15 protein-coding genes and 2 pseudogenes are annotated in these 18540 nt (G+C 75.0%); 7 read left to right on the top strand and 10 right to left on the bottom strand.

Going from position 1 to position 18540, the window contains the following annotated elements; genetic code table 11:
• Window positions 1–6: 6 nt before the first annotated feature.
• A complete protein-coding gene (locus tag AB0K07_RS19255) occupies window positions 7–321 on the bottom strand; it encodes an MGMT family protein (protein WP_121657392.1) in 315 nt (104 codons plus the stop codon).
• Between the two features lie 13 nt (window positions 322–334).
• On the opposite strand from AB0K07_RS19255, the gene proB reads away from it, so the two are divergent.
• Entirely contained in the window at window positions 335–1492 is a 1158-nt protein-coding gene (proB, locus tag AB0K07_RS19250; RefSeq protein ID WP_363756794.1) for a glutamate 5-kinase, read from the top strand.
• Window positions 1493–1502: 10 nt separating this feature from the next.
• Window positions 1503–2744 carry a glutamate-5-semialdehyde dehydrogenase gene (locus tag AB0K07_RS19245; RefSeq protein WP_363756793.1) on the top strand — a complete coding sequence of 414 codons (1242 nt, stop codon included), beginning with the start codon at window positions 1503–1505 and terminating at the stop codon, window positions 2742–2744.
• A gap of 47 nt (window positions 2745–2791) precedes the next feature.
• Here the strand turns inward: AB0K07_RS19245 and AB0K07_RS19240 are convergent, their stop codons facing one another.
• The 6 genes and pseudogenes from AB0K07_RS19240 to AB0K07_RS19215 all read right to left on the bottom strand — a co-directional run.
• Complete coding sequence (locus AB0K07_RS19240; RefSeq protein WP_363757160.1) at window positions 2792–3679, bottom strand: prenyltransferase/squalene oxidase repeat-containing protein; 888 nt, start codon at window positions 3677–3679, stop codon at window positions 2792–2794.
• 134 nt (window positions 3680–3813) lie between these two features.
• Window positions 3814–5062 (bottom strand): annotated as a pseudogene (moeZ, locus tag AB0K07_RS19235) (adenylyltransferase/sulfurtransferase MoeZ).
• Window positions 5063–5117: 55 nt separating this feature from the next.
• The gene (locus tag AB0K07_RS19230) at window positions 5118–5954 is read right to left on the bottom strand and encodes a DUF3152 domain-containing protein (protein ID WP_363756792.1); all 837 of its coding nucleotides are present in this window, start codon (window positions 5952–5954) and stop codon (window positions 5118–5120) included.
• Window positions 5955–6055: 101 nt separating this feature from the next.
• Window positions 6056–6910, bottom strand: coding sequence for a DUF3152 domain-containing protein (locus AB0K07_RS19225; protein WP_363756791.1), 855 nt, complete (start codon window positions 6908–6910; stop codon window positions 6056–6058).
• Window positions 6911–6915: 5 nt separating this feature from the next.
• Entirely contained in the window at window positions 6916–7890 is a 975-nt protein-coding gene (locus AB0K07_RS19220; RefSeq protein ID WP_363756790.1) for an alpha/beta hydrolase, read from the bottom strand.
• Window positions 7891–7913: 23 nt separating this feature from the next.
• Window positions 7914–9815: pseudogene (locus AB0K07_RS19215) on the bottom strand (hypothetical protein); the annotation flags it as partial.
• Window positions 9816–11482: 1667 nt separating this feature from the next.
• On the opposite strand from AB0K07_RS19215, the gene AB0K07_RS19210 reads away from it, so the two are divergent.
• Together AB0K07_RS19210 and AB0K07_RS19205 are read left to right on the top strand one after the other, a co-directional pair.
• Window positions 11483–12121, top strand: coding sequence for a TetR/AcrR family transcriptional regulator (locus tag AB0K07_RS19210; protein ID WP_074314694.1), 639 nt, complete (start codon window positions 11483–11485; stop codon window positions 12119–12121).
• Window positions 12122–12185: 64 nt separating this feature from the next.
• Window positions 12186–12413, top strand: a complete 228-nt coding sequence (locus AB0K07_RS19205) for a DUF3107 domain-containing protein (protein WP_030329796.1) — start codon at window positions 12186–12188, stop codon at window positions 12411–12413.
• 57 nt (window positions 12414–12470) lie between these two features.
• Here the strand turns inward: AB0K07_RS19205 and AB0K07_RS19200 are convergent, their stop codons facing one another.
• Entirely contained in the window at window positions 12471–13121 is a 651-nt protein-coding gene (locus AB0K07_RS19200; protein ID WP_363756789.1) for a ferritin-like fold-containing protein, read from the bottom strand.
• A gap of 317 nt (window positions 13122–13438) precedes the next feature.
• On the opposite strand from AB0K07_RS19200, the gene AB0K07_RS19195 reads away from it, so the two are divergent.
• Entirely contained in the window at window positions 13439–15124 is a 1686-nt protein-coding gene (locus AB0K07_RS19195; RefSeq protein ID WP_363756788.1) for a DEAD/DEAH box helicase, read from the top strand.
• 85 nt (window positions 15125–15209) lie between these two features.
• Window positions 15210–16370, top strand: coding sequence for an SAM-dependent methyltransferase (locus tag AB0K07_RS19190; protein ID WP_363756787.1), 1161 nt, complete (start codon window positions 15210–15212; stop codon window positions 16368–16370).
• A gap of 26 nt (window positions 16371–16396) precedes the next feature.
• Here AB0K07_RS19190 and AB0K07_RS19185 read toward each other — a convergent pair whose 3' ends face one another.
• Window positions 16397–16843 carry a hypothetical protein gene (locus AB0K07_RS19185; RefSeq protein WP_363756786.1) on the bottom strand — a complete coding sequence of 149 codons (447 nt, stop codon included), beginning with the start codon at window positions 16841–16843 and terminating at the stop codon, window positions 16397–16399.
• 252 nt (window positions 16844–17095) lie between these two features.
• Here AB0K07_RS19185 and AB0K07_RS19180 point away from each other — a divergent pair, with 252 nt between their 5' ends.
• A complete protein-coding gene (locus tag AB0K07_RS19180; RefSeq protein ID WP_363756785.1) occupies window positions 17096–17512 on the top strand; it encodes a helix-turn-helix domain-containing protein in 417 nt (138 codons plus the stop codon).
• A 29-nt stretch (window positions 17513–17541) separates the two neighbouring features.
• Here AB0K07_RS19180 and AB0K07_RS19175 read toward each other — a convergent pair whose 3' ends face one another.
• Window positions 17542–18468, bottom strand: a complete 927-nt coding sequence (locus AB0K07_RS19175; protein ID WP_363756784.1) for a hypothetical protein — start codon at window positions 18466–18468, stop codon at window positions 17542–17544.
• Window positions 18469–18540: the final 72 nt, after the last annotated feature.

Raw genomic sequence — 18540 nt, 5'->3', positions numbered from 1 at the left:
CGGAGGTCACATCCCCTCCTCCGGCGACCAACCCGCCACCCGGATGTCCACTCCCTCACCGCGCAACGGCACCCCCTCGGCGCGCAGCCGGGCCCGCGCCTCCCGCTCGTGCCCCGGGGGCAACCGTCCGGCGGAGCTGACCACCCGGTGCCAGGGCACCGAACCGCCGTGCCGGGCCATGATGTTGCCGACCAGCCGGGCCGAGGCGCGGCCCGAGCGCTCGGCGAGGGCGTCGGCCACCCCGCCGTACGACATGACCCGGCCCTCCGGGATCCGCTCGACCAGGTCGAGGACCGCCTCGACGTACTCGTCAGGTGTCACAGTCGGCCACGATATGGGAACGCGACCGGGCCACGCCGCACCGACCACGCAGAATGGGCGGGTGCGCGACGCAGTCACGGCGGCCCGACGGGTCGTCGTCAAGATCGGGTCCTCCTCGTTGACCACCGCCACCGGCGGGCTGGCCGACGAGCGGGTCGACGCGCTCGTCGACACCCTCGGTGGGCTCGCGGCCGAGGGGCGCGAGGTGGTGCTGGTCTCCTCGGGCGCGATCGCCGCCGGCCTGACCCCGCTCGGGCTGACCCGACGCCCCCGTGACCTGGCCACCCAGCAGGCCGCCGCCAGCGTCGGGCAGGGCCTGCTGATCGGCCGGTACGCGGCTGCCTTCGCCCGGCACGGGCTGACCGTCGGGCAGGTGCTGCTCACCGTCGACGACGTGACCCGGCGGGCGCACTACCGCAACGCGTACCGCACCCTGCGCAAGCTGCTCGACCTGCGCGCGGTGCCGATCGTCAACGAGAACGACACGGTGGCCACCGAGGAGATCCGGTTCGGCGACAACGACCGGCTGGCCGCGCTGGTGGCCGCGCTCGTGCACGCCGACCTGCTGGTGCTCCTCTCCGACGTGGACGCTCTCTGGACCGGCGACCCGACCCGACCGCAGTCCACCCGGATCACGGAGGTCCGCGACGAGGACGACCTCGCCGGGATCACCATCGGCGGGGCCGGCCGGTCCGGGGTCGGCACCGGCGGCATGGTGACCAAGGTCGAGGCGGCCCGGATCGCCACCGGCTTCGGCATCCCGGTGGTGCTCACCGCCGCCGGCCTGGCCGCCCCGGCGCTGGCCGGCGAGCCGGTCGGCACGCTGTTCCACCCGCAGCGGCAGCGCCCGGCGGCCCGGCTGTTCTGGCTGGCCCACGCCACCTCGCCACGGGGGCGCCTGCACCTCGACCCGGGCGCGGTGGCCGCCGTCGTCGGGCGGCGCAAGTCGCTGCTGCCGGCCGGCATCACCGCCGTGGACGGGACGTTCACCGCCGGCGACCCGGTCGACCTGGTCGACTCCGGTGGCGCGCCGGTCGCGCGCGGGCTGGTCAACTACGACGCGGTGGAGCTGCCGGGGCTGCTCGGTCGCTCCACCTCCGAACTCGCCGCGGCGCTCGGCCCGGCGTACGAGCGGGAGGTCGTCCACCGCGACGACCTGGTGCTGCTGTGAGGAGTGACCGATGAGCGTGAGCGAGCAGGCCCACCGGGCCCGGGCGGCGGCGGAGACGCTGGCCGTGGCGACGCGTACCGCCAAGGACGCCGCGCTGGCCGCGATGGCCGACGCGCTGGTGGCGCGTACCCCGGAGATCCTGGCCGCGAACATGACGGACCTGGCGGCCGGCCGCGAGGCCGGGCTGAGCGCGGCCGTGCTGGACCGGCTCGCCCTCGACGCGGGTCGCGTGGCCGGCATCGCCGACGCGCTGCGCCAGATGGTCGCGCTGCCCGACCCGGTCGGTGAGGTGGTCCGCGGCTCGACCCTGCCCAACGGGCTGGAGCTGCGCCAGATCCGGGTGCCGTTCGGGGTGGTCGGCATAATCTACGAGGCGCGGCCCAACGTGACGGTGGACGCGGCCGGCATCTGCCTGAAGTCCGGCAACGCGGCGCTGCTGCGCGGGTCGTCGTCGGCCGCGCACTCCAACGCCGCGCTGGTCGCGGTGCTGCGCGACGCGGTCGCCGGGGCCGGGCTGCCCGCCGACGCGGTGCAACTGCTCGACGCAAGCTCCCGCGAGTCGGTCAAGGAGCTGATGCGCGCCCGGGGGCTGGTCGACGTGCTGATCCCGCGCGGCGGCGCGTCGTTGATCCGCACCGTGGTCGAGGAGTCGACCGTCCCGGTGATCGAGACCGGGGTGGGCAACTGCCACGTCTACGTGGACGCCGCCGCGGACGTCGCGCAGGCCGTCGCGGTGACGCTGAACGCCAAGACCCAGCGCCTCTCCACCTGCAACACCGCCGAGTCGCTGCTGGTGCACGCGGCCGTCGCCGACGCGTTCCTGCCGCCGATGCTGGCCGCGTTCGCCGAGGCCGGGGTGACCGTGCACGGCTCCCCCGAGGTGGCCGGATACTCCGCCGCCGTCGTCCCGGCCACCGAGGAGGACCACGCCACCGAGTACCTCTCGGCGGACATCTCCGTCGCCGTCGTCGACTCGCTCGACGCGGCGGTCGCGCACATCCGGCGGTACGGCACCGGGCACACCGAGGCGATCCTCACCGACTCGGCGAGCGCCGCCCGGGAGTTCGTCGCCCGGGTGGACGCGGCGGCGGTGATGGTGAACGCCTCGACCCGGTTCACCGACGGGGGCGAGTTCGGCTTCGGCGCGGAGATCGGCATCTCGACGCAGAAGCTGCACGCCCGGGGCCCGATGGGCCTGCCCGAGCTGACCAGCACCAAGTACGTGGTCACCGGGGCGGGTCACCTGCGTTAGCCGGCCGGCTGCCGAGCCTCAGCCGACCGCCGCCGGCCAGCCACGCCTCAGCCGACCATCGCGGGCCGGCACGCGCGGATGGCGGACAGCGTGGAGTGCACGTCGAACTGGTGCCCGTCGTCGCTCTCCCAGCCGCCGTCGCTGCGCTGCGTCTCGGTCAGGCGGCGGAGGGCCCGCACCATGATCCAGTCCTGCGGGTCGATGCCGACCCGGCGCAGCGTGGCCGCCAGCCAGGCCACGTCCCCCGGGGACATCGTGGGCATCCGCTCGGCGAGCACCACCTGGATCCGCGCCGACTCCTGGAACATGTCCTGCCGGTGCAGCACCGCCGCGCTGAGCCAGCCGGCGGCGAGGAAGGACGGCCAGCTGCCGTCCGGACGCAGCCGCGCGGCGAGCGAGTGGGCGGCCGCCTGCACCACCCCCGCGTACGCCCCTCCGACCCGGTGATCGAGCGGACCCGCGGCGCGGGCGTCCAGGCCGGCCACGGTGAGCCAGAAGCCGGCGTTGGCGGTGAGGAAGAGCCCCGCCTCCGAGTCGCCGGGGCGGGCCCACTCCGGTGCCACGCCGGCCAGCGTCGGGTCCTCGTCCCAGCCGCCGTCGGCCTGCTGACGGGAGGCCAACCAGTCCAGTGCGCGGCGGGCGGCGGGACGACCGAGCGCGCCGAGGTCGTCCAGCTCGGCGAGGCGGAAGCAGGTGGCGTCGATCGAGGCGATCTCGCCGCCCCACGTCGCCGGCCAGCCGCCGTCGGGCGCCTGGCCGACCTCGGCCGTCTCCAGCAACTCGGCGGGCACCGGCGTGCCGTTGCGCAGCCAGGAGAGGCGGGCGCGCTCCACCGCGTCCCCGTGCGCCACGACGAACCCGATCGCGGCATCCAGATCGACCACGGCGGTGACGCTACCTGCGCAGACGCGATACCGCCTCGGGGAATCGGCCAGCCGGGAATGGCTGCGTCGCTGCGGCCGGAGGGCTGCTTGGAGCCGCGTGCGTCGATTCGCCGGCGCGTCCCGACCGCAGGGCCGGGCGCGCCGGAGCCGGGGCAGCGGTGTCGGCCGCCCCGGCTCCGCCGCGGTCAGTACGCGGGCAGCGACGGGTCGATCTGCTTGATCCAGGAGAGCACGCCGCCCTGCACGTGCACGGCGTCGCGGAACCCGGCCGCCTTGAGCGCGGCGAGCGCCTCGGCCGAGCGGACGCCGGACTTGCAGTGCAGCACGATCTGCCGGTCCTGCGGAAGCTGGGCCAGCGCCTCACCGGAGATGATGTCGCCCTTGGGGATCAGGGTGGCGCCGGGGATCCGGACGATCTCGTACTCGGCCGGCTCCCGGACGTCGACCAGGAAGATGTCCTTGCCGGCGTCCTGCCACTCCTTGAGCTCCAGCGCGGTGATGGTCGAGTCGACCACCGCCTCCTGGGCCTCCTCGGAGACCGCGCCGCAGAAGTCCTCGTAGTCCTCCAGCAGGTCGGTGACCGTCGGGTTCTCGCCGCAGAGCGCGCAGTTCGGGTCCTTGCGAACCTTGATCTTGCGGTATTCCATCTCGAGGGCGTCGTAGACCATCAACCGGCCGACCAGCGGCTCACCGATGCCGGTGAGCAGCTTGATCGCCTCGTTCACCTGGATCGAGCCGATCGACGCGCAGAGGACACCGAGCACGCCGCCCTCGGCGCAGGACGGCACCATGCCGGGCGGCGGCGGCTCCGGGTAGAGGCACCGGTAGCAGGGGCCGTGCTCGGCCCAGAACACCGACGCCTGGCCGTCGAAGCGGTAGATCGAGCCCCAGACGTACGGCTTGCCGAGCAGCACCGCCGCGTCGTTGACCATGTACCGGGTGGCAAAGTTGTCGGTGCCGTCGACGATCAGGTCGTACTGGGCGAAGATCTCGCGGACGTTGTCCCGGTCCAGCGCGGTGTTGTGGATCTCCACGTTGACCAGCGGGTTGATCTCGCGGATCGACGCGGCGGCGGACTCGGCCTTGGACCGGCCGACGTCGGACACGCCGTGGATGATCTGGCGCTGGAGGTTGGACTCGTCGACGGTGTCGAAGTCGATGATGCCGAGCGTGCCGACCCCGGCCGCGGCGAGGTACATCAGGGCGGGTGAGCCGAGACCACCGGCGCCCACACAGAGCACCCGGGCGTTCTTCAACCGTTTCTGCCCGGCCACCCCGACGTCCGGGATGATCAGGTGGCGGGAGTAGCGGCGGATCTCGTCAACGGTCAGCTCGGCGGCGGGCTCGACGAGCGGGGGCAACGACACGGTGGACTCCCCGGGATCGGCGGTGTGAACCGCGCCATTGTTGCTCGCCGGCCCCCCGCTCGGCCATGAGGCAGGACACGTGGCCCGCAATGCGGGAGCGGGAATAAGCGACGACCGGTCGATCAGGGGACGATGTCACCCGCGTAGCGGCGGCCGTCGACGTAGGGCCAGGCGTTGGCGACGCAGCCCTCCAGCCCGTACGTCTGCTGCTGCATCACCGGCGCAGGCTCCCCCGGCCCCGGGCACGCCTCGTGCTCCTCGCCGAACTCGTGACCGACCTCGTGGTTGATGACGTAGGTGCGGTACGTCTCCAGCGCGGCGCCGTAGTCGGGGACCGCCTCCAGCCAGCGGGCCAGGTTGATGATGACCTGGCCGGGGAGCCGGCAGGAGGTGTAGCGCTCGGTGGTCAGCCCGCCCTCGGCGCACATCTGCTCGGACGTGACCGGGGTGGCGAGGTAGATGGTGAAGTCGGCGGCAGCGGCGTCGGCCACCCGCTGCACCCGCAGCTCACCGGAGGCGATCCAGCTGCGCGGGTCGGCCAGCACCTCGTCCACAGTGGCGGCGAAGGCGTCGGCGTCCTGGCCGGTGCCGCGTTCGACCGCTACCCGGTAGCGGCGCAGCGGCCCGTCCTCGCCGTGCACCTCGGTCCCGCCATCGGCCGCGGTGAACCGTCCCGCGCCGACCGACGGGTAGCTGGTGGGTGCCGGGTGGGCGTCCACTCCGCCGCCGTGCCCCATCCGGCCGTGGGTGGTCACGGGCGCCTGGGTCGGTGGTTCGCCGCCCCGGGCCAGCGTCACCCCGACGGCGGCCACAGCGACCAGGAACAGTGCGAGCAGCAGGCTACGACGGCGTCGCCGGCGCATCCGGAGCAGCGCGGACCGTGCGTCCGGGGTCCGGTCCGCCGACCGGCCGGACGGGCCGGCCGGCTGCGGCGGGCCGTAAGGGGACGACGGCGTCATACGTCGAGCGTGCCAGATCAATCGGGCATTTCTCCGCGATTGCCGCTATTAACGCGACATACGTGATGGCGGCGGCGACTCGACCATGTCGGACCAGACCGTCACAGCGCGGGGCCGACGTAACGGCGACCGTCCAGGTACGGCCACGGATTGACCCGGCACCCGTTGAGGAAGAGGGTCTGCTGCATCATCACCGGCGCCGGCCGGCCGGTGCCCGGGCAGCGCTCGTGCCGGTGCCCGAGCTGGTGCCCCACCTCGTGGTTGACCACGTACGTCCGGTAGACCGCCAGCGGCACGCGGGCGGAGACGAAGTGCGGGACGGACAGCCGCCACCGATCCAGGTTGATGATCACCTGCCCGGGCGCGCGGCAGGAGGTGTACGGCCGGCCGTTGACCCGGATGTCCACCCCGCCGTCGGCGCACATCCGGCCCGCCGTGCGAGCCGTGGCCAGGTAGACGGTGAAGTCACGGGCCGCGCTCCCCGGCACCTGCTGCAACCTCAGCCGGCCGCTGTCGACCCAGCTGCCCGGCCCGGCGAGTGCCGTCTGGACCGCCTGCCCGAACGCGACCGGGTCCTCGCCACTGCCCGCCTCGACCGCCACCCGGTAGCGCCGCAGCTCACCGGCTCGGCCCAGCACCGGACCGGTGCGCTCGTCATAGCCGAACCGGCCGGTGCCGGCGGTCGGGACCGCCCCGGACAGCCGCAGCACCGGGGGTGGGCTCGACGGGGCGACCGGTGACCCGGACGGCGACGGGTCGGCCGACGGCGGCAGTGGTGCGGCCAGCAGCGACGCGTCGATCTCGTCGGCGGCCAGCCGGTCGGCGCCGGGGTGGCCACCCGGCCCCTCGGCGATCACGGTCACCGCCGCACCGACGGCCAGCACGACCGCCACCAGCTGGGCGAACAGTGCGAATCGTCGCTGACGGCGGCGAGGGCGGCGGGCGGAGGTGGGCACCCGGCTCAGCCTGCCAGATCAGGCCGGGTGGCGGTCTCCTCCGTTTCGGCGAGTAGGCCGACCACCGCCCGAGCGACAACCCGGGGCACCTCCAGCTGCGCCACGTGGCCGACGCCGTCGAGCATCAGCAGCCGGCTGTCCGGGATGGCCCGGGCGGTCTGCGGCGCGACGCGCACGTCAACCAGCCGGTCCTGCCGGCCACCCACCACCAGGGTCGGCGCGCGCACCGACCGGGCGAGCCGCCACAGCGAGTTCGACCCCGGCAGGTACGCCCGCAGAAAGCTGGAGACCAGCCCGCGGAACGTCCGGACGTACGCGGCGGCGTAGTGCTCCGCCTCGTAGCGCACCCGGATCTCCTCCAGCGCCTCGGCGCGCCGCTGCGCGCAGATCCGGCTCAGGTCGGCGACGCAGGCCTCCAACACCTGCTGGGCCATCACCTCCGGGGCGAGCTGGGTGAGCCGCCGGGCGACCAACCGCTCGCCCCCGGGAATGGCCAGCACCGGCAGCAGGCGCCCCTGCAACGAGCGACGGAAATCCAGGAACGGCAGCGCCGGAGAGATCAGGGTGAGGGTGCGGACCAGGTCGGGCCGCAGCCCGGCCACCTGCACCGTGACCGCGCCGCCCAGCGAGTTGCCGAACAGGTGCACCGGCCCCCGGTCGGAGTGCTCGATCCAGCGGACGACCAGATCGGCGAAGGCCGGCACCGTGTAGCGGCGGCCCGGCTCACTGCGGCCGAAGCCGGGCAGGTCGATGGCCTGGCCGTCCAGGCGATCGGAGAGCAGACCGGCCAGGTCGGTCCAGTTCTGCGATGAACCGCCCAGGCCGTGCACGTACAGCGCCGGCTCCGCGCCGGCGGCGGTGGCCGGAGTGTCCCGCACGTACGTGACCGAGCCGTCGAGGCGGACCGCCCGACCGGGCCACGGCGGCGGGACCCGGTCGTCGGGAAGAAGATGATCGGGCCAGAGTGTGGCGCGCTTCATCGTCCCAGTCTGCCCCGGACCGCTCAGGACAGCAGCGCCTCCAGCCGACGGTTCACCGCTGCCAGCGTCGCCCGGACCACCGCCTGTCGCGGGTCACCGGCGACCAGGGCCGACCCCGCGAGCTGCTCGACCCAGCCCTCGCAGACCAGCAGTACCACCACGGTCGCCACCTCGCAGTTGCCGAACGGCACCACCGCCGCGTGCTCCACGAAGCAGCGCCCCCGCTCGGCGTTCTCGGCGCCGCGCAGCAACTCGTCCACCGCGGCTGCCGCGGCAACCGCGCAGAGCCGCAGCACATAGCCGTCCACCGCCGGCCCGGTGGCGTAGCCGGCGGCGCTGTCACCGCCGGCCAGCAGCCGAACCTCCACGTTGGCGTCCAGCCCGAAGGTGCTGACCTGCACGTGATCGATCACGACCCGCGGCCCCGGCGTGCCACCCGTGTCCAGCGGCCGGGACGGCGCCGACTCCGTCGTGGTCACCTGACCACCGGAGTACGACGTACCGGCCGTCGCCGGGCTGCCGGTGGCCGCACCGGCGGGCGCGGCCGAGACTGATCCCGGCTCCTCCACCGTGGCACGACCACGGTGCGGGGCACTCGCCCGGCGGCGACGCGCCCCTTCCGCGCCCAACGGCTGTTCGGGGCCTGCCGGCGTGGCCTCGCCCCGGCCGGCGGCGGGCGATCCGGTGGCCTGCATCTCACCGGTGCGCGGTTCGGCGCCGGCGTCGCCCGACTGGGCGGGCCGGGGCTCCGCGGAACGCCGCTCGGCGGGCCGGGGCTCCGCGGAACGCCGCTCGGCGGGCCGGGGCTCCGCGGAACGCCGCTCGGCGGACCGGGGCTCCGCGGAACGACGCTCGGCGGGCCGGGGCTCCGCGGAACGCCGCTCGGCGGACCGGGGCTCGGCGGACCGGGGCTCGGCCGCGCGGCGGCGGACCGGCGGTGCCGGCGTGGACGGCTGGCCGGGCAGGTTCTGTGGGGCGGCCGCCAGCCCCATCCGTTCCTGGAGCAGCCGGGCCACGTGCCGGCTCACCTCGGCCGGGTCGGCACCGTCGGCCAGGTCGAGGCGGAGGCTGTGCGCTCCCGCCGGGGTACGGCGCAGGGCGGCGTCCCGTACGCCGGCCACCTCCCGAACGGCGTCCAGGATGGCGTTGACGTCGAACCCCTCGGGGCGCTCCCGCAGAGGCGCGGGTTCGTCGTCACGGCGCAGGTGGGTGGCGATGCGGGCGAGTTCCGGGGTTTCGGCGGGTGGCTCCACGGCTGGCGGCTCCGGCACGACGGGCACGTCCGGTTCCGCAGGGACGCGCTGCGGCAGCACCGCCGACGTCTGGTCCGGCAGCCGCCCGTCGTCGGCCGGCTCGGCCGGCGACGCGGGATCGGGGGCGGATCGGCGAGCCGCGTAGGGAGGGGCGCTCGTCGGGGCGGGCGCGGGTGCGGGTCGGTCGCGGCGCCCGGGCCCGCTCGTGGCGGGGGCCGGGACGGCACCGGTCGAGGTCGGCGCGGTGGCGGCGGGGGCCGGGCCGGTCGCCGCGGGAGGTGTCCGGGGTGGCTCGGGGGTCTCCGGCCGGAGCCGGAACGGTGCGACCGACCGGGGTTCGGGCCGGAGCGGGCCGGAGGACTCAACCGCGTCGCTCGCGCGAGGCGTGCTCGCCGACCGGGAGGCCGGCCAGGACGGGCGCTCGGCCGAGGCCGCCGGGAGGCGCCCCTCGGACCAGTCGGCGCGCTCGGTCCGCGGTGCGCTCGCCGGGATCGTCGGCGACCCGCCGGTCCAGGAGGGTCGCTCCGCGGCGAGCGCCGGCCCGGCCGGCGCCGGGGGTGCCTCGGCCAGCACCGGCGGTGGCCCGGTCGGCGCCGGGGGCGCTTCCGGTGGTGCCGGCGGCGCGTCGGTCGGCGCCGGGCCTGCCCAGGACGGTCGGTCGCCCGGAGGTGAGCTGGTGGGCGTCGGGTCGCCGGCCCAGGACGGACGCGACGGCGGGGCGCTGGTCGGGGCCGGATCCGGTCCACCGGCCCAGGAGGGCCGGACGGCCGGCGGAGCGGTGGTCGGGGCCGGACCGGCCCAGGACGGGCGCGACGGCGGCGCACTGGTGGGCGCCGGATCCGATCCGCCGGCCCAGGAGGGCCGCTCGACCCTCGGGGCACTGGTCGGCTCGACCCGGGGGGCGCTCGTCGGCGCGGAACTGGCCCACGAGGGCCGGTCGGCCGGGGGACCGCTGGTCGGGGTGGCCCCACCGGCCCAGGAGGGGAGCTTCGCCGACCGGGCCGGGGACGACTCCGGTGGCGCGCTGGCGGGGCTCGCCGCCGGGCCGCCGGCCCACGAGGGGCGGTCGGCCGGCCCGGCCGCGCCACGTTCCGCGGTCGGCTCCGGCGCCGCCTCGGGCTCGGGCTGGGCGACGTCGTACCCCCGGGGCGGATCGGCGCGTACCGGCTCGTACGGGCGGGTGGGCTCGACGCGGGCCGGCTCGTACGGCTGGTTGGGCTCGGCGACCCAGCCCAGCGCGGGCTCGTCCCGGGCCGGGCGGCCGGCCGGCTCGGCATCCGGTCGCGACCAGGGCGGTGCCCAGCCGCTGCCCCAGCTCGGGCGGTTCCAGCTCGGCCCGGACCAGTCCGGCTCGATGGTCGGCGACTCCCCGGCCCGGGGTGCGTCCCCGGCACCGGTGCCGTCGGCGTCGCGGCCCGACTCGGAGTCGTCGGCGTGCCCGGCGGCCCGGTGCGGGGTGCGCCCCGGCTCGACGGACGCCTCCGGCGGGAGCGGGTCGCGCCAGCCGCGCGGGGCGGCCGGCGGTTCGTCGGCGGCCGGCCGTTCGGCGGTGGGTGCGTGGAAGCCGGGCGGGACCTCGAAGCCCGAGGCGGCGGTGCCGACGGGTGGCACCTGGACGCCCGGCGGCGCCGAGGTGGGCGGACCGGGGTCGGCCCAGCGGCCGCCGTGGCCGCCGGCCGGGTCGACGGTGGAGTGTCGGGCCGGGCCGTCGGGCTCGCCGGGGCCCTGCTCAGGCGGTGGGACCGGGCGCTGGGCCGGCACCACCAGTCGGTCGCTGGCCGGGTCACGCCGGTCGTCGGCGGTCAACCCCGGCGGCGCGCTCACTGGCGCCGGGCGGCCGGCCGGCGGCTCGACACCGGGGTGGTGGACGCCGTTGGCCTCGCCACCCGCGTGGCGGACGCCGTTGGCGTGGTGGCCATTGACCTTGCCGGGCGGCTCGGGGTCACCGGGCAGCCCGGCCAGGGGTGCCGGCAGGTCGCCGTGCCGGGTGGAGGCCGCGCGCCAGCCGGACGCGGGGTCGGGCTGCCAACGCGCCGCCTGTTCCCGTGCGTCATCGCGCTCACCGGCCCGGGACCACCCGCCCGCCGGGGGCGCCCACCCACTGCCGGAACGGCCCGGGTCGTCGTGCTGACCCGCTCCGTCACCGTGCTCTCCCGGGGTGGCGGCTCCGGGTTGCCCTGTTTCACTCACCGCGCGCTCCTTGGTCGCCCTCGCTGAGGCTACCGTGTGGTGACAGTGGCGATAAGTTACAGCGGCGGGCCATTTCCACGACGGGGGTCACGGGCCTCGCCCGGTCTGGGGGGAAAATGCCGGCTCGTACGGAGAACTCGGAGGATCCCATGACCGCTGTGGGGAACGGTGCACAGACCGCCGGCCGGCCCACCCGCCTGCCCCGTTCGGCGCGCCGTAAGCAGCTGCTCGCGGCGGCGCAGGAGGTGTTCGTCGCGCAGGGCTACCACGCCGCGGCGATGGACGACATCGCCGAGCGGGCCGGGGTCTCCAAGCCGGTGCTCTATCAGCACTTCCCGGGAAAGATGGACCTCTACCTGGCGTTGCTCGACACGCACTGCGACGCCATCGTCGCCAAGGTGCACGACGCGATGCGCGGCACCAGCGACAACAAGGAGCGGGTCAGCGCGTCGGTCCGGGCGTACTTCGACTTCGTCGACCACGAGAGCGAGGCGTTCCGCCTCGTCTTCGAGTCGGACCTGCGCAACGACCCGGCGGTGCGGCAGCGCGTCGAGCGGGTCGAGCAGGGCTGCATCGCGGCGATCACCGACACCATCATCTCGGACACCGGGGTGAGCCGGGCGCACGCCGAGCTGCTCGCCTCGGGCCTGGTCGGTGCGGCGGAGACGGCGGCGCAGTTCTGGCTGGCCGGCGGGCGGCAGGTGCCGAAGGCCGAGGCCGAGGCGTTGGTGGCGGCGTTGTCCTGGCGGGGCATCGCCAGCTTCCCGCTGCAAGGTGAGTCAGCCTGACCGCCGCCCCCGTGATCGGATAGCCTTCGCAGGGCGGTTCTTTCGCCCCAGTTGAGGAGGCACAGTGGAGGTCAAGATCGGCGTGCAGTACGCGCCGCGCGAGCTGGTTCTGGACAGCGCGCAGTCGCCGGCCGAGATCGAGCAGATCGTGACCGACGCCTTCGCCGGCAACGGCGGCACGCTCTCCCTGACCGACGAGAAGGGCCGGCGCGTCATCGTTCCGGTCGAGAAGGTCGCCTACGTCGAGATCGCCGAGGCGTCGCCCCGGGCGGTCGGTTTCACCGTCCGCTGACCGTTCCGGCCGTCGCGGCAGGTCGGCGCTGGCCCACCTGCCGCGGGCCGGCTCCGGTCAGTTGTTCAGCCCGACGGCGGCCATCCGTGCGGTGTGCGCGGCGGTGAGCCGCCGGAACAGGCCCGGCACGTCGACCCGGTCGCCCTGTGCGATCAGCGCGGTGAGGGCGGCCCGCTCGGCGGCGACCCTGCCGGCCTGGGACAGCGCCTCGCCGACCAGCCGCCGGGCCCACATGGAGAGCCGGTCGGCCACCCGGGGGTCAGTGGCGACCGCTACCCGGATCTCCGCTGCGGCGAACTCCGCGTACCGGGAGTCGTGCAGCACGTCCAGCACCAGCGACCGATCGGGCTCGTCCAACGCGTCGGCGCTCTCCCGGATGAAGTCGTCGGTGATGGCGTCGCCGACGTACGCCTTGGTCACGACCTCCGCCCAGTCCCGTGGCTCGGTGGAGTCGTGGTAGGCCTGTAGGGGCTCCAGGTAGGGCGTCATCGCTTCCTCCGGCCGCACGCCCAGCGCGGTGAGTCGGTCGGCGAGCCGCCGGTAGTTGGCGATCTCGGCTGCGGCCATCTCGCTGAGCGCGGCGCGGCGGTGCAGGTCAGGGGCGAGCCGGGCGTCGCCGGCCATCCGCTCGAAGGCGAGCAGCTCACCGAAGGCGACCAGACCCAGCAGGTCGGCGACGGCGGGACCGGGGGTGGTCGGCGCGGACACGAGCGCAGGCTACCGCGCGTCGACCGGGCGTGGGTGCCCCGCGCGTGGCACGACCCGGACCGGAAAGAACGTGGCGCAGGTCACAACCGAGGGCCCCGCGTGGGCGCCGGCCGGCCGGGAATCGGGACGGGGGCATGCCTGTTCAGGTAGCATAGAGCAGTTGCCGTGGGCGCCGATCTGATCGAAGCTCAGCCCGCGGCGCGCGTGCGGCCCGGTCCGGCTCGGCAGTCTGCCCCCGACCGTGTGGCCCGCGTCATACCGAACGCGCCCTGAGGACATGACGGGGCGCACCCACGAGAGGGCACCCCCACATCCACATGAGCGAGTTGACTCAAGATCTGATGGACGGCCAGGAACTGGCCCCCACGGCCCCGGTTCGACCGGAGGCTCCCACCTTCGCCGCACTCGGCGCCCGCGAGGAGACCGTCGAGGCGCTGGCCGCGGCCGGCATCACCCGCGCGTTCGCCATCCAGGAGTACGCGATCCCGATCGCGCTGCGCGGCGTCGACCTGATCGGCCAGGCCCCCACCGGCACCGGCAAGACCCTCGGCTTCGGCGTACCGCTGCTGGAGCGGGTCTTCGCCCCGAGCGAGGGCAGCGACGGCGTCCCCCAGGCGCTGGTCGTCGTCCCCACCCGTGAGCTGGGCATCCAGGTCGCCAAGGACCTGGCCGCCGCCGGCCGGACGCGAGGCGTCCGGGTGCTGCCGATCTACGGTGGCGTGGCGTACGAGCCGCAGATCGACGCGTTGCGCAAGGGCGTCGAGATCCTGGTCGGCACTCCCGGCCGGCTGATGGACCTGCAGAAGCAGAAGCACCTCCGTCTGGACCGGGTGCACGCACTCGTCCTCGACGAGGCCGACCGGATGCTCGACCTGGGCTTCCTCGACGATGTCGAGAAGATCCTGGCGATGCTTCCGGAAGACCGGCAGACGATGCTCTTCTCGGCCACCATGCCGGACCCGATCGTCACCCTGTCCCGGCGCTTCCTGCGCCAGCCGATGACGATCCACGCCGGGCACACCGCCGAGACCGGTCCCTCACCGCAGACCCAGCAGTTGGTCTACCGCACTCACTCGATGAACAAGGTCGAGGTGGTGGCGCGCATCCTCCAGGCGGAGGGGCGTGGGCTGACCATGATCTTCACGCGGACCAAGCGGGCTGCCGACCGGGTCGCCGAGGACCTCGACTTCCGCGGGTTCGCGGTCGCCGCGGTGCACGGTGACCTCGGCCAGGGTGCCCGCGAGCGGGCGCTCCGGGCGTTCCGGGCCGGCAAGATCGACATCCTGGTCGCCACCGACGTGGCGGCCCGTGGGCTCGACGTCACAGGCGTCACCCACGTCATCAACTACGACTGCCCGGAAGACCAGGACACCTACACCCACCGGATCGGCCGTACCGGCCGCGCCGGGGCGACCGGTGTCGCGGTGACGTTCGTCGACTGGGACGACATGCCGCGCTGGCGGATCATCGACAAGACCCTCGGTCTGGAGATGCCGGAGCCGCCGGAGACGTACCACACGTCCCCGCACCTCTACACCGACCTGCACATCTCCACCGAGGTCACCGGCACCCTGCCCACCGCCGAACGCACCCGGGCCGGGCTGTCCGCCGAGATCGAGGAAGACCTGGGCGGCACGCGCTCCCGGCGCGGCGACAGCGGCGGTCGGGGCTCCCGACGTGGCGAGAGCCGCGGCGACGGGCGGGGCGAGCGTCGCGGTCGCAGCGACGGCCGCCGGGACCGCACCGACGCCGGCACGCCGGCCGCCGAGGCGCCGTCGGACGCCGCCGTCGGCGAGGAAGGCACCCGCACCCCCCGCCGTCGGCGTCGCCGCCGGGCCGGCGAGGCGGTCGTGGGCGAGCCGACCGCGGTGATCTCCGCCGACGCGACCCCGGCCGAGCCGACCGCCGCGGCCGACGGTGAGCCGTCGAAGCCGCGTCGCCGCCGGCGCCGCCGTGGTGGCGGTTCCGGCGCGGGTACGCCGGCCGAGGCGACCGCGGACTGACGCACAGCCACACCCGACATCCCCCGCACCGCCCTGCGCGGTACGGGGGATGTTCCCTTCCCACCCCACCTCGGAAGCTGGAACGATGCCGGAACCACTGGACGCCGCCCTGACCGAGGTCAGGGCGCTGCTGCTCGATCCCGCGCTGACCCGGGCCGTGGCCGCCGGGCGCCGCCGCGGGCGCCGCCCCACGGTGGCCCGTGTCGAACTGCGACCGGTGACGCTGAAGGCCGGGCCCCGCCTCCAGATCGCCACCTCCGACGGCGCCCGCCCGTACACCCGCAACCTCGCCCCCGGCCCCGAGGTCGCCGCGGCCATCGACGAACTGCTGGCCGAGCCGTTCGGCAACTGGCACGTGGAGACGACCGACGCCACGCTCCAGCTACGCGTGACGAAGTCCGGCGAGGCGCAGGTGCACCGGGCCGCGACGGCACGGCCGGCCCCGACGCCAAGCGGAAACGACCGGGCGAAGGAGTACCTGCTGGACCCGGGCGACGAGATCTTCGCCGAGATCGGCGGCTCGGCGGCCAAGCGCCGCCAGGTGGACGCCTTCCTGCGGGCCCTGGCCGCGACCCTGCCCGACGAGCTGACCGGTCCGCTCCGGGTGGTGGACCTGGGCTGTGGCAACGCGTACCTGACCTTCGCGGCGTACCGCTACCTGTCCGGGCGGGGGCTGGACGTCGAGCTGATCGGCGTGGACGTCCGGGAGGACCAGCGGCGGCGCAACACCGAGCTGGCACAGCGGCTGGGCTGGGCCGACCGGGTCAGCTTCGTGGCCGGCACGATCGCCGACGCCGTGGTCGACCCCGCCCCGGACCTGGTGCTGGCGCTGCACGCGTGCGACACCGCCACCGACGAGGCGTTGGCCCGCGCGGTGCGCTGGGAGGCCCGCTGGGTGCTGGCCGCACCCTGCTGCCACCACGACCTGGCGAAGCAGCTGCGCGCCCACCCCGCCCCGACTCCGTACGAGCTGCTGACCCGGCAGGGCATCCTGCGGGAGCGGTTCGCCGACGTGCTCACCGACGCGCTCCGGGCCGGGCTGTTGCGGGTGCACGGGTACCGAACCGAGGTGGTGGAGTTCGTGGACTCCCAGCACACCCCGCGCAACCTGCTGATCCGGGCCCGCCGTACCGGTGCGGGAGCCACCGACCCGCAGCGAGCGGAGTACCGCGAGCTGGTCGACCAGTGGCAGGTCACGCCCCGGCTGGAGACCCTGCTGGCCGCCGACGAGCCGCCCGTCGCCTGAGGCGACGGGCGGGTCGCCCCGGTCGGCTAGCGGCGGCGGTCACCGTTGCTGCCGCGGTCGCGCCCGCTGGCTCCACGGTCGAAGGCCGACACGCGGTCGCTGCCGGCCCGCTGGGTGGCCCACTCGCTGTCGGCCGGGCCGGTCGGGAAGGGCACCACCGTGCCCTGGTTATCGGCGTTGCCGGCTGCGGCGAAGGCGTTCCAGGAGATGTCGACCAGCAGCTTCTTCACCTCGGCGTGCCGGACGGCGGCGTTGTGCTGCAACGCCATCCGGATGCCCAGCACCACCCCGACCAGCGTGGTGGTGATCGCACCGGTGGCGGCGAGCACGTGGGCACCGGTCGCCGCGTCGGTGCGCAGCACCAGGATCAGCAACCACACCCAGAACGCGGCGGCGAAGACGCCGGCCTTGGCGACGAAGAAGAGGCTCACCGCACCGGGCTGGTACGGCAGTGGGCGGCTCGAGTCGGCCATGGTGCTCCTCGGGCGGTGGTCCGGTCGGACGCGGCAGGCGAGCGCGCGCCATGCCGGGACGGGCACAGAGCTTAGTGGAAGAACGACGATGATCGCTGGGTCCCGGTTCGGGGCGGCCCACGTCAGGGCTGAGGAAAAGTCCCGTCCACGGGACAGTTTGTGCGGTCAGTCAATTGTTTCCCGCCCCCGGCGTACTACCCTCAGAAGGCGCATCGCCCCAGTGCTTCGGCCGGGAGGGGAAGACCCGCAGGGATGGGTTCCGCAGAGGTTTCACCACAGATGGCCTTCGCCCGCTTCGTCCGGCGCGCCATCGACGACGCTCGCGACGAACGCGGGTGGACGGTCACCGATCTTGCATCGCACACGGGCGTGGGCCGCTCCACCGTCTTCCGTTGGCTGGCCGGTGACTGGCAGGATTACCCCGAGCTGGCCAAGGTGCGCGGCTTCTGCTCCGCACTGGACCTGCCGGTCGCGGCCGCGTTCCGGGCGCTCGGGCTGCCCGACGCCGGCCCGGCGCCCCGCCGGCGTAACGACGAGGGCCCGGTCGAGGCCGACGTCCGCGCCATCCTGGACCGGCTGGCCGACCCCACCGTCCCCGCCGAGGAGAAGCACCACATCCGCGACCTGCTCCGCTACCTGGCCCGCCGCCCCATCCGCCGCGCCGGCTAACCCCCGGGGCCCCCGGACCGGAGGCGGGGTCAGGGGATCGTGAGGGTGAACTCGGCGGTGTGGACCTTCTGGGCCACCTGGAAGTCCAGGTAGAGGCGGTAGCGGCCGGGGCCCGGGGTGGTCAGCCAGAACTTCACCTGGCCGTCGACCAGCTCCGGCTCGGGGTGCACGTGCAGGTAGGCGAGGTCACCCTCGCGCAGCGCCACCAGGTGCCCGTACGCGCCGAGGTAGCGCTCCAGCGTCGCGGCACCGTCGGCGGCGTCGATCCGGAAGGTCAGCGGCACGGTCGCCCCGGCCTGCGGGCTGCCCTGGTAGCCGACGGTGAACCCGTCCACCGTCGTGGAGGTCGCAGGCGCCGGTAGCGGCCGGGGCTGGTAGCCGCCGGGCGCGACCAGGTCCGTACCGAGGGTCACCGAGGCCTGACCGCCGTCGTCGGCGACCACGGTGAAGTCGGCGTACGCCCGCCAGACGCCGGGCTGCGCGAGGGTCAACGGCACCGACCAGGTGCCGTCGGGTGCCATGGTCGGGTGCAGGTGCTGGTAGCCGCTCAGGTCCCGGCGGACCACGATGAGGTGCATCGGCTTGTCGTGCACGACGGCGAAGCGGGTGACGGGCCGGCGCTCCGCGTCGCGTACCTGGAACCGCAGCTCCCCCGGGCGGCCGGCCGGGAACTCGGTGACCAGCGGGGCGAGGGTGTAGCCGGCCGAGCTGACCGACAGGCCGCCGGGCTCGGCACCCGCGCCCTGGTCGACGCCCGCGGCAGTGCCGTGGTCGTGTGGCGTGCTCCCCGGCGGGTGGGTGTGGGCGGCAGTCAGCGACGGGCGGTCGGTGGTGCCGCCGCCGGCGTTCATCCGGCCCAGGCCGAAACCGAGCAGCACCGCGAGCACCAACCCGCCGACCACCAGCGCCAGCCGGAGGGTGCTCCGGTCCGGCGCGGCGGAGATCCGGTCAGGCACCGCCGGCGCCCAGCGCGTGGCCGACCTCGGCGACGGCCGCCTGCCGGCAGTGCTCGCAGGCCATCCCGGAGA

This window comes from Micromonospora sp. NPDC049301, assembly GCF_040678715.1.
In the GTDB taxonomy this organism is placed as follows: Bacteria; Actinomycetota; Actinomycetes; order Mycobacteriales; family Micromonosporaceae; genus Micromonospora.
Note: the sequence above shows the minus strand (reverse complement) of the source record. Positions and strands in the feature narration are given on the sequence as shown.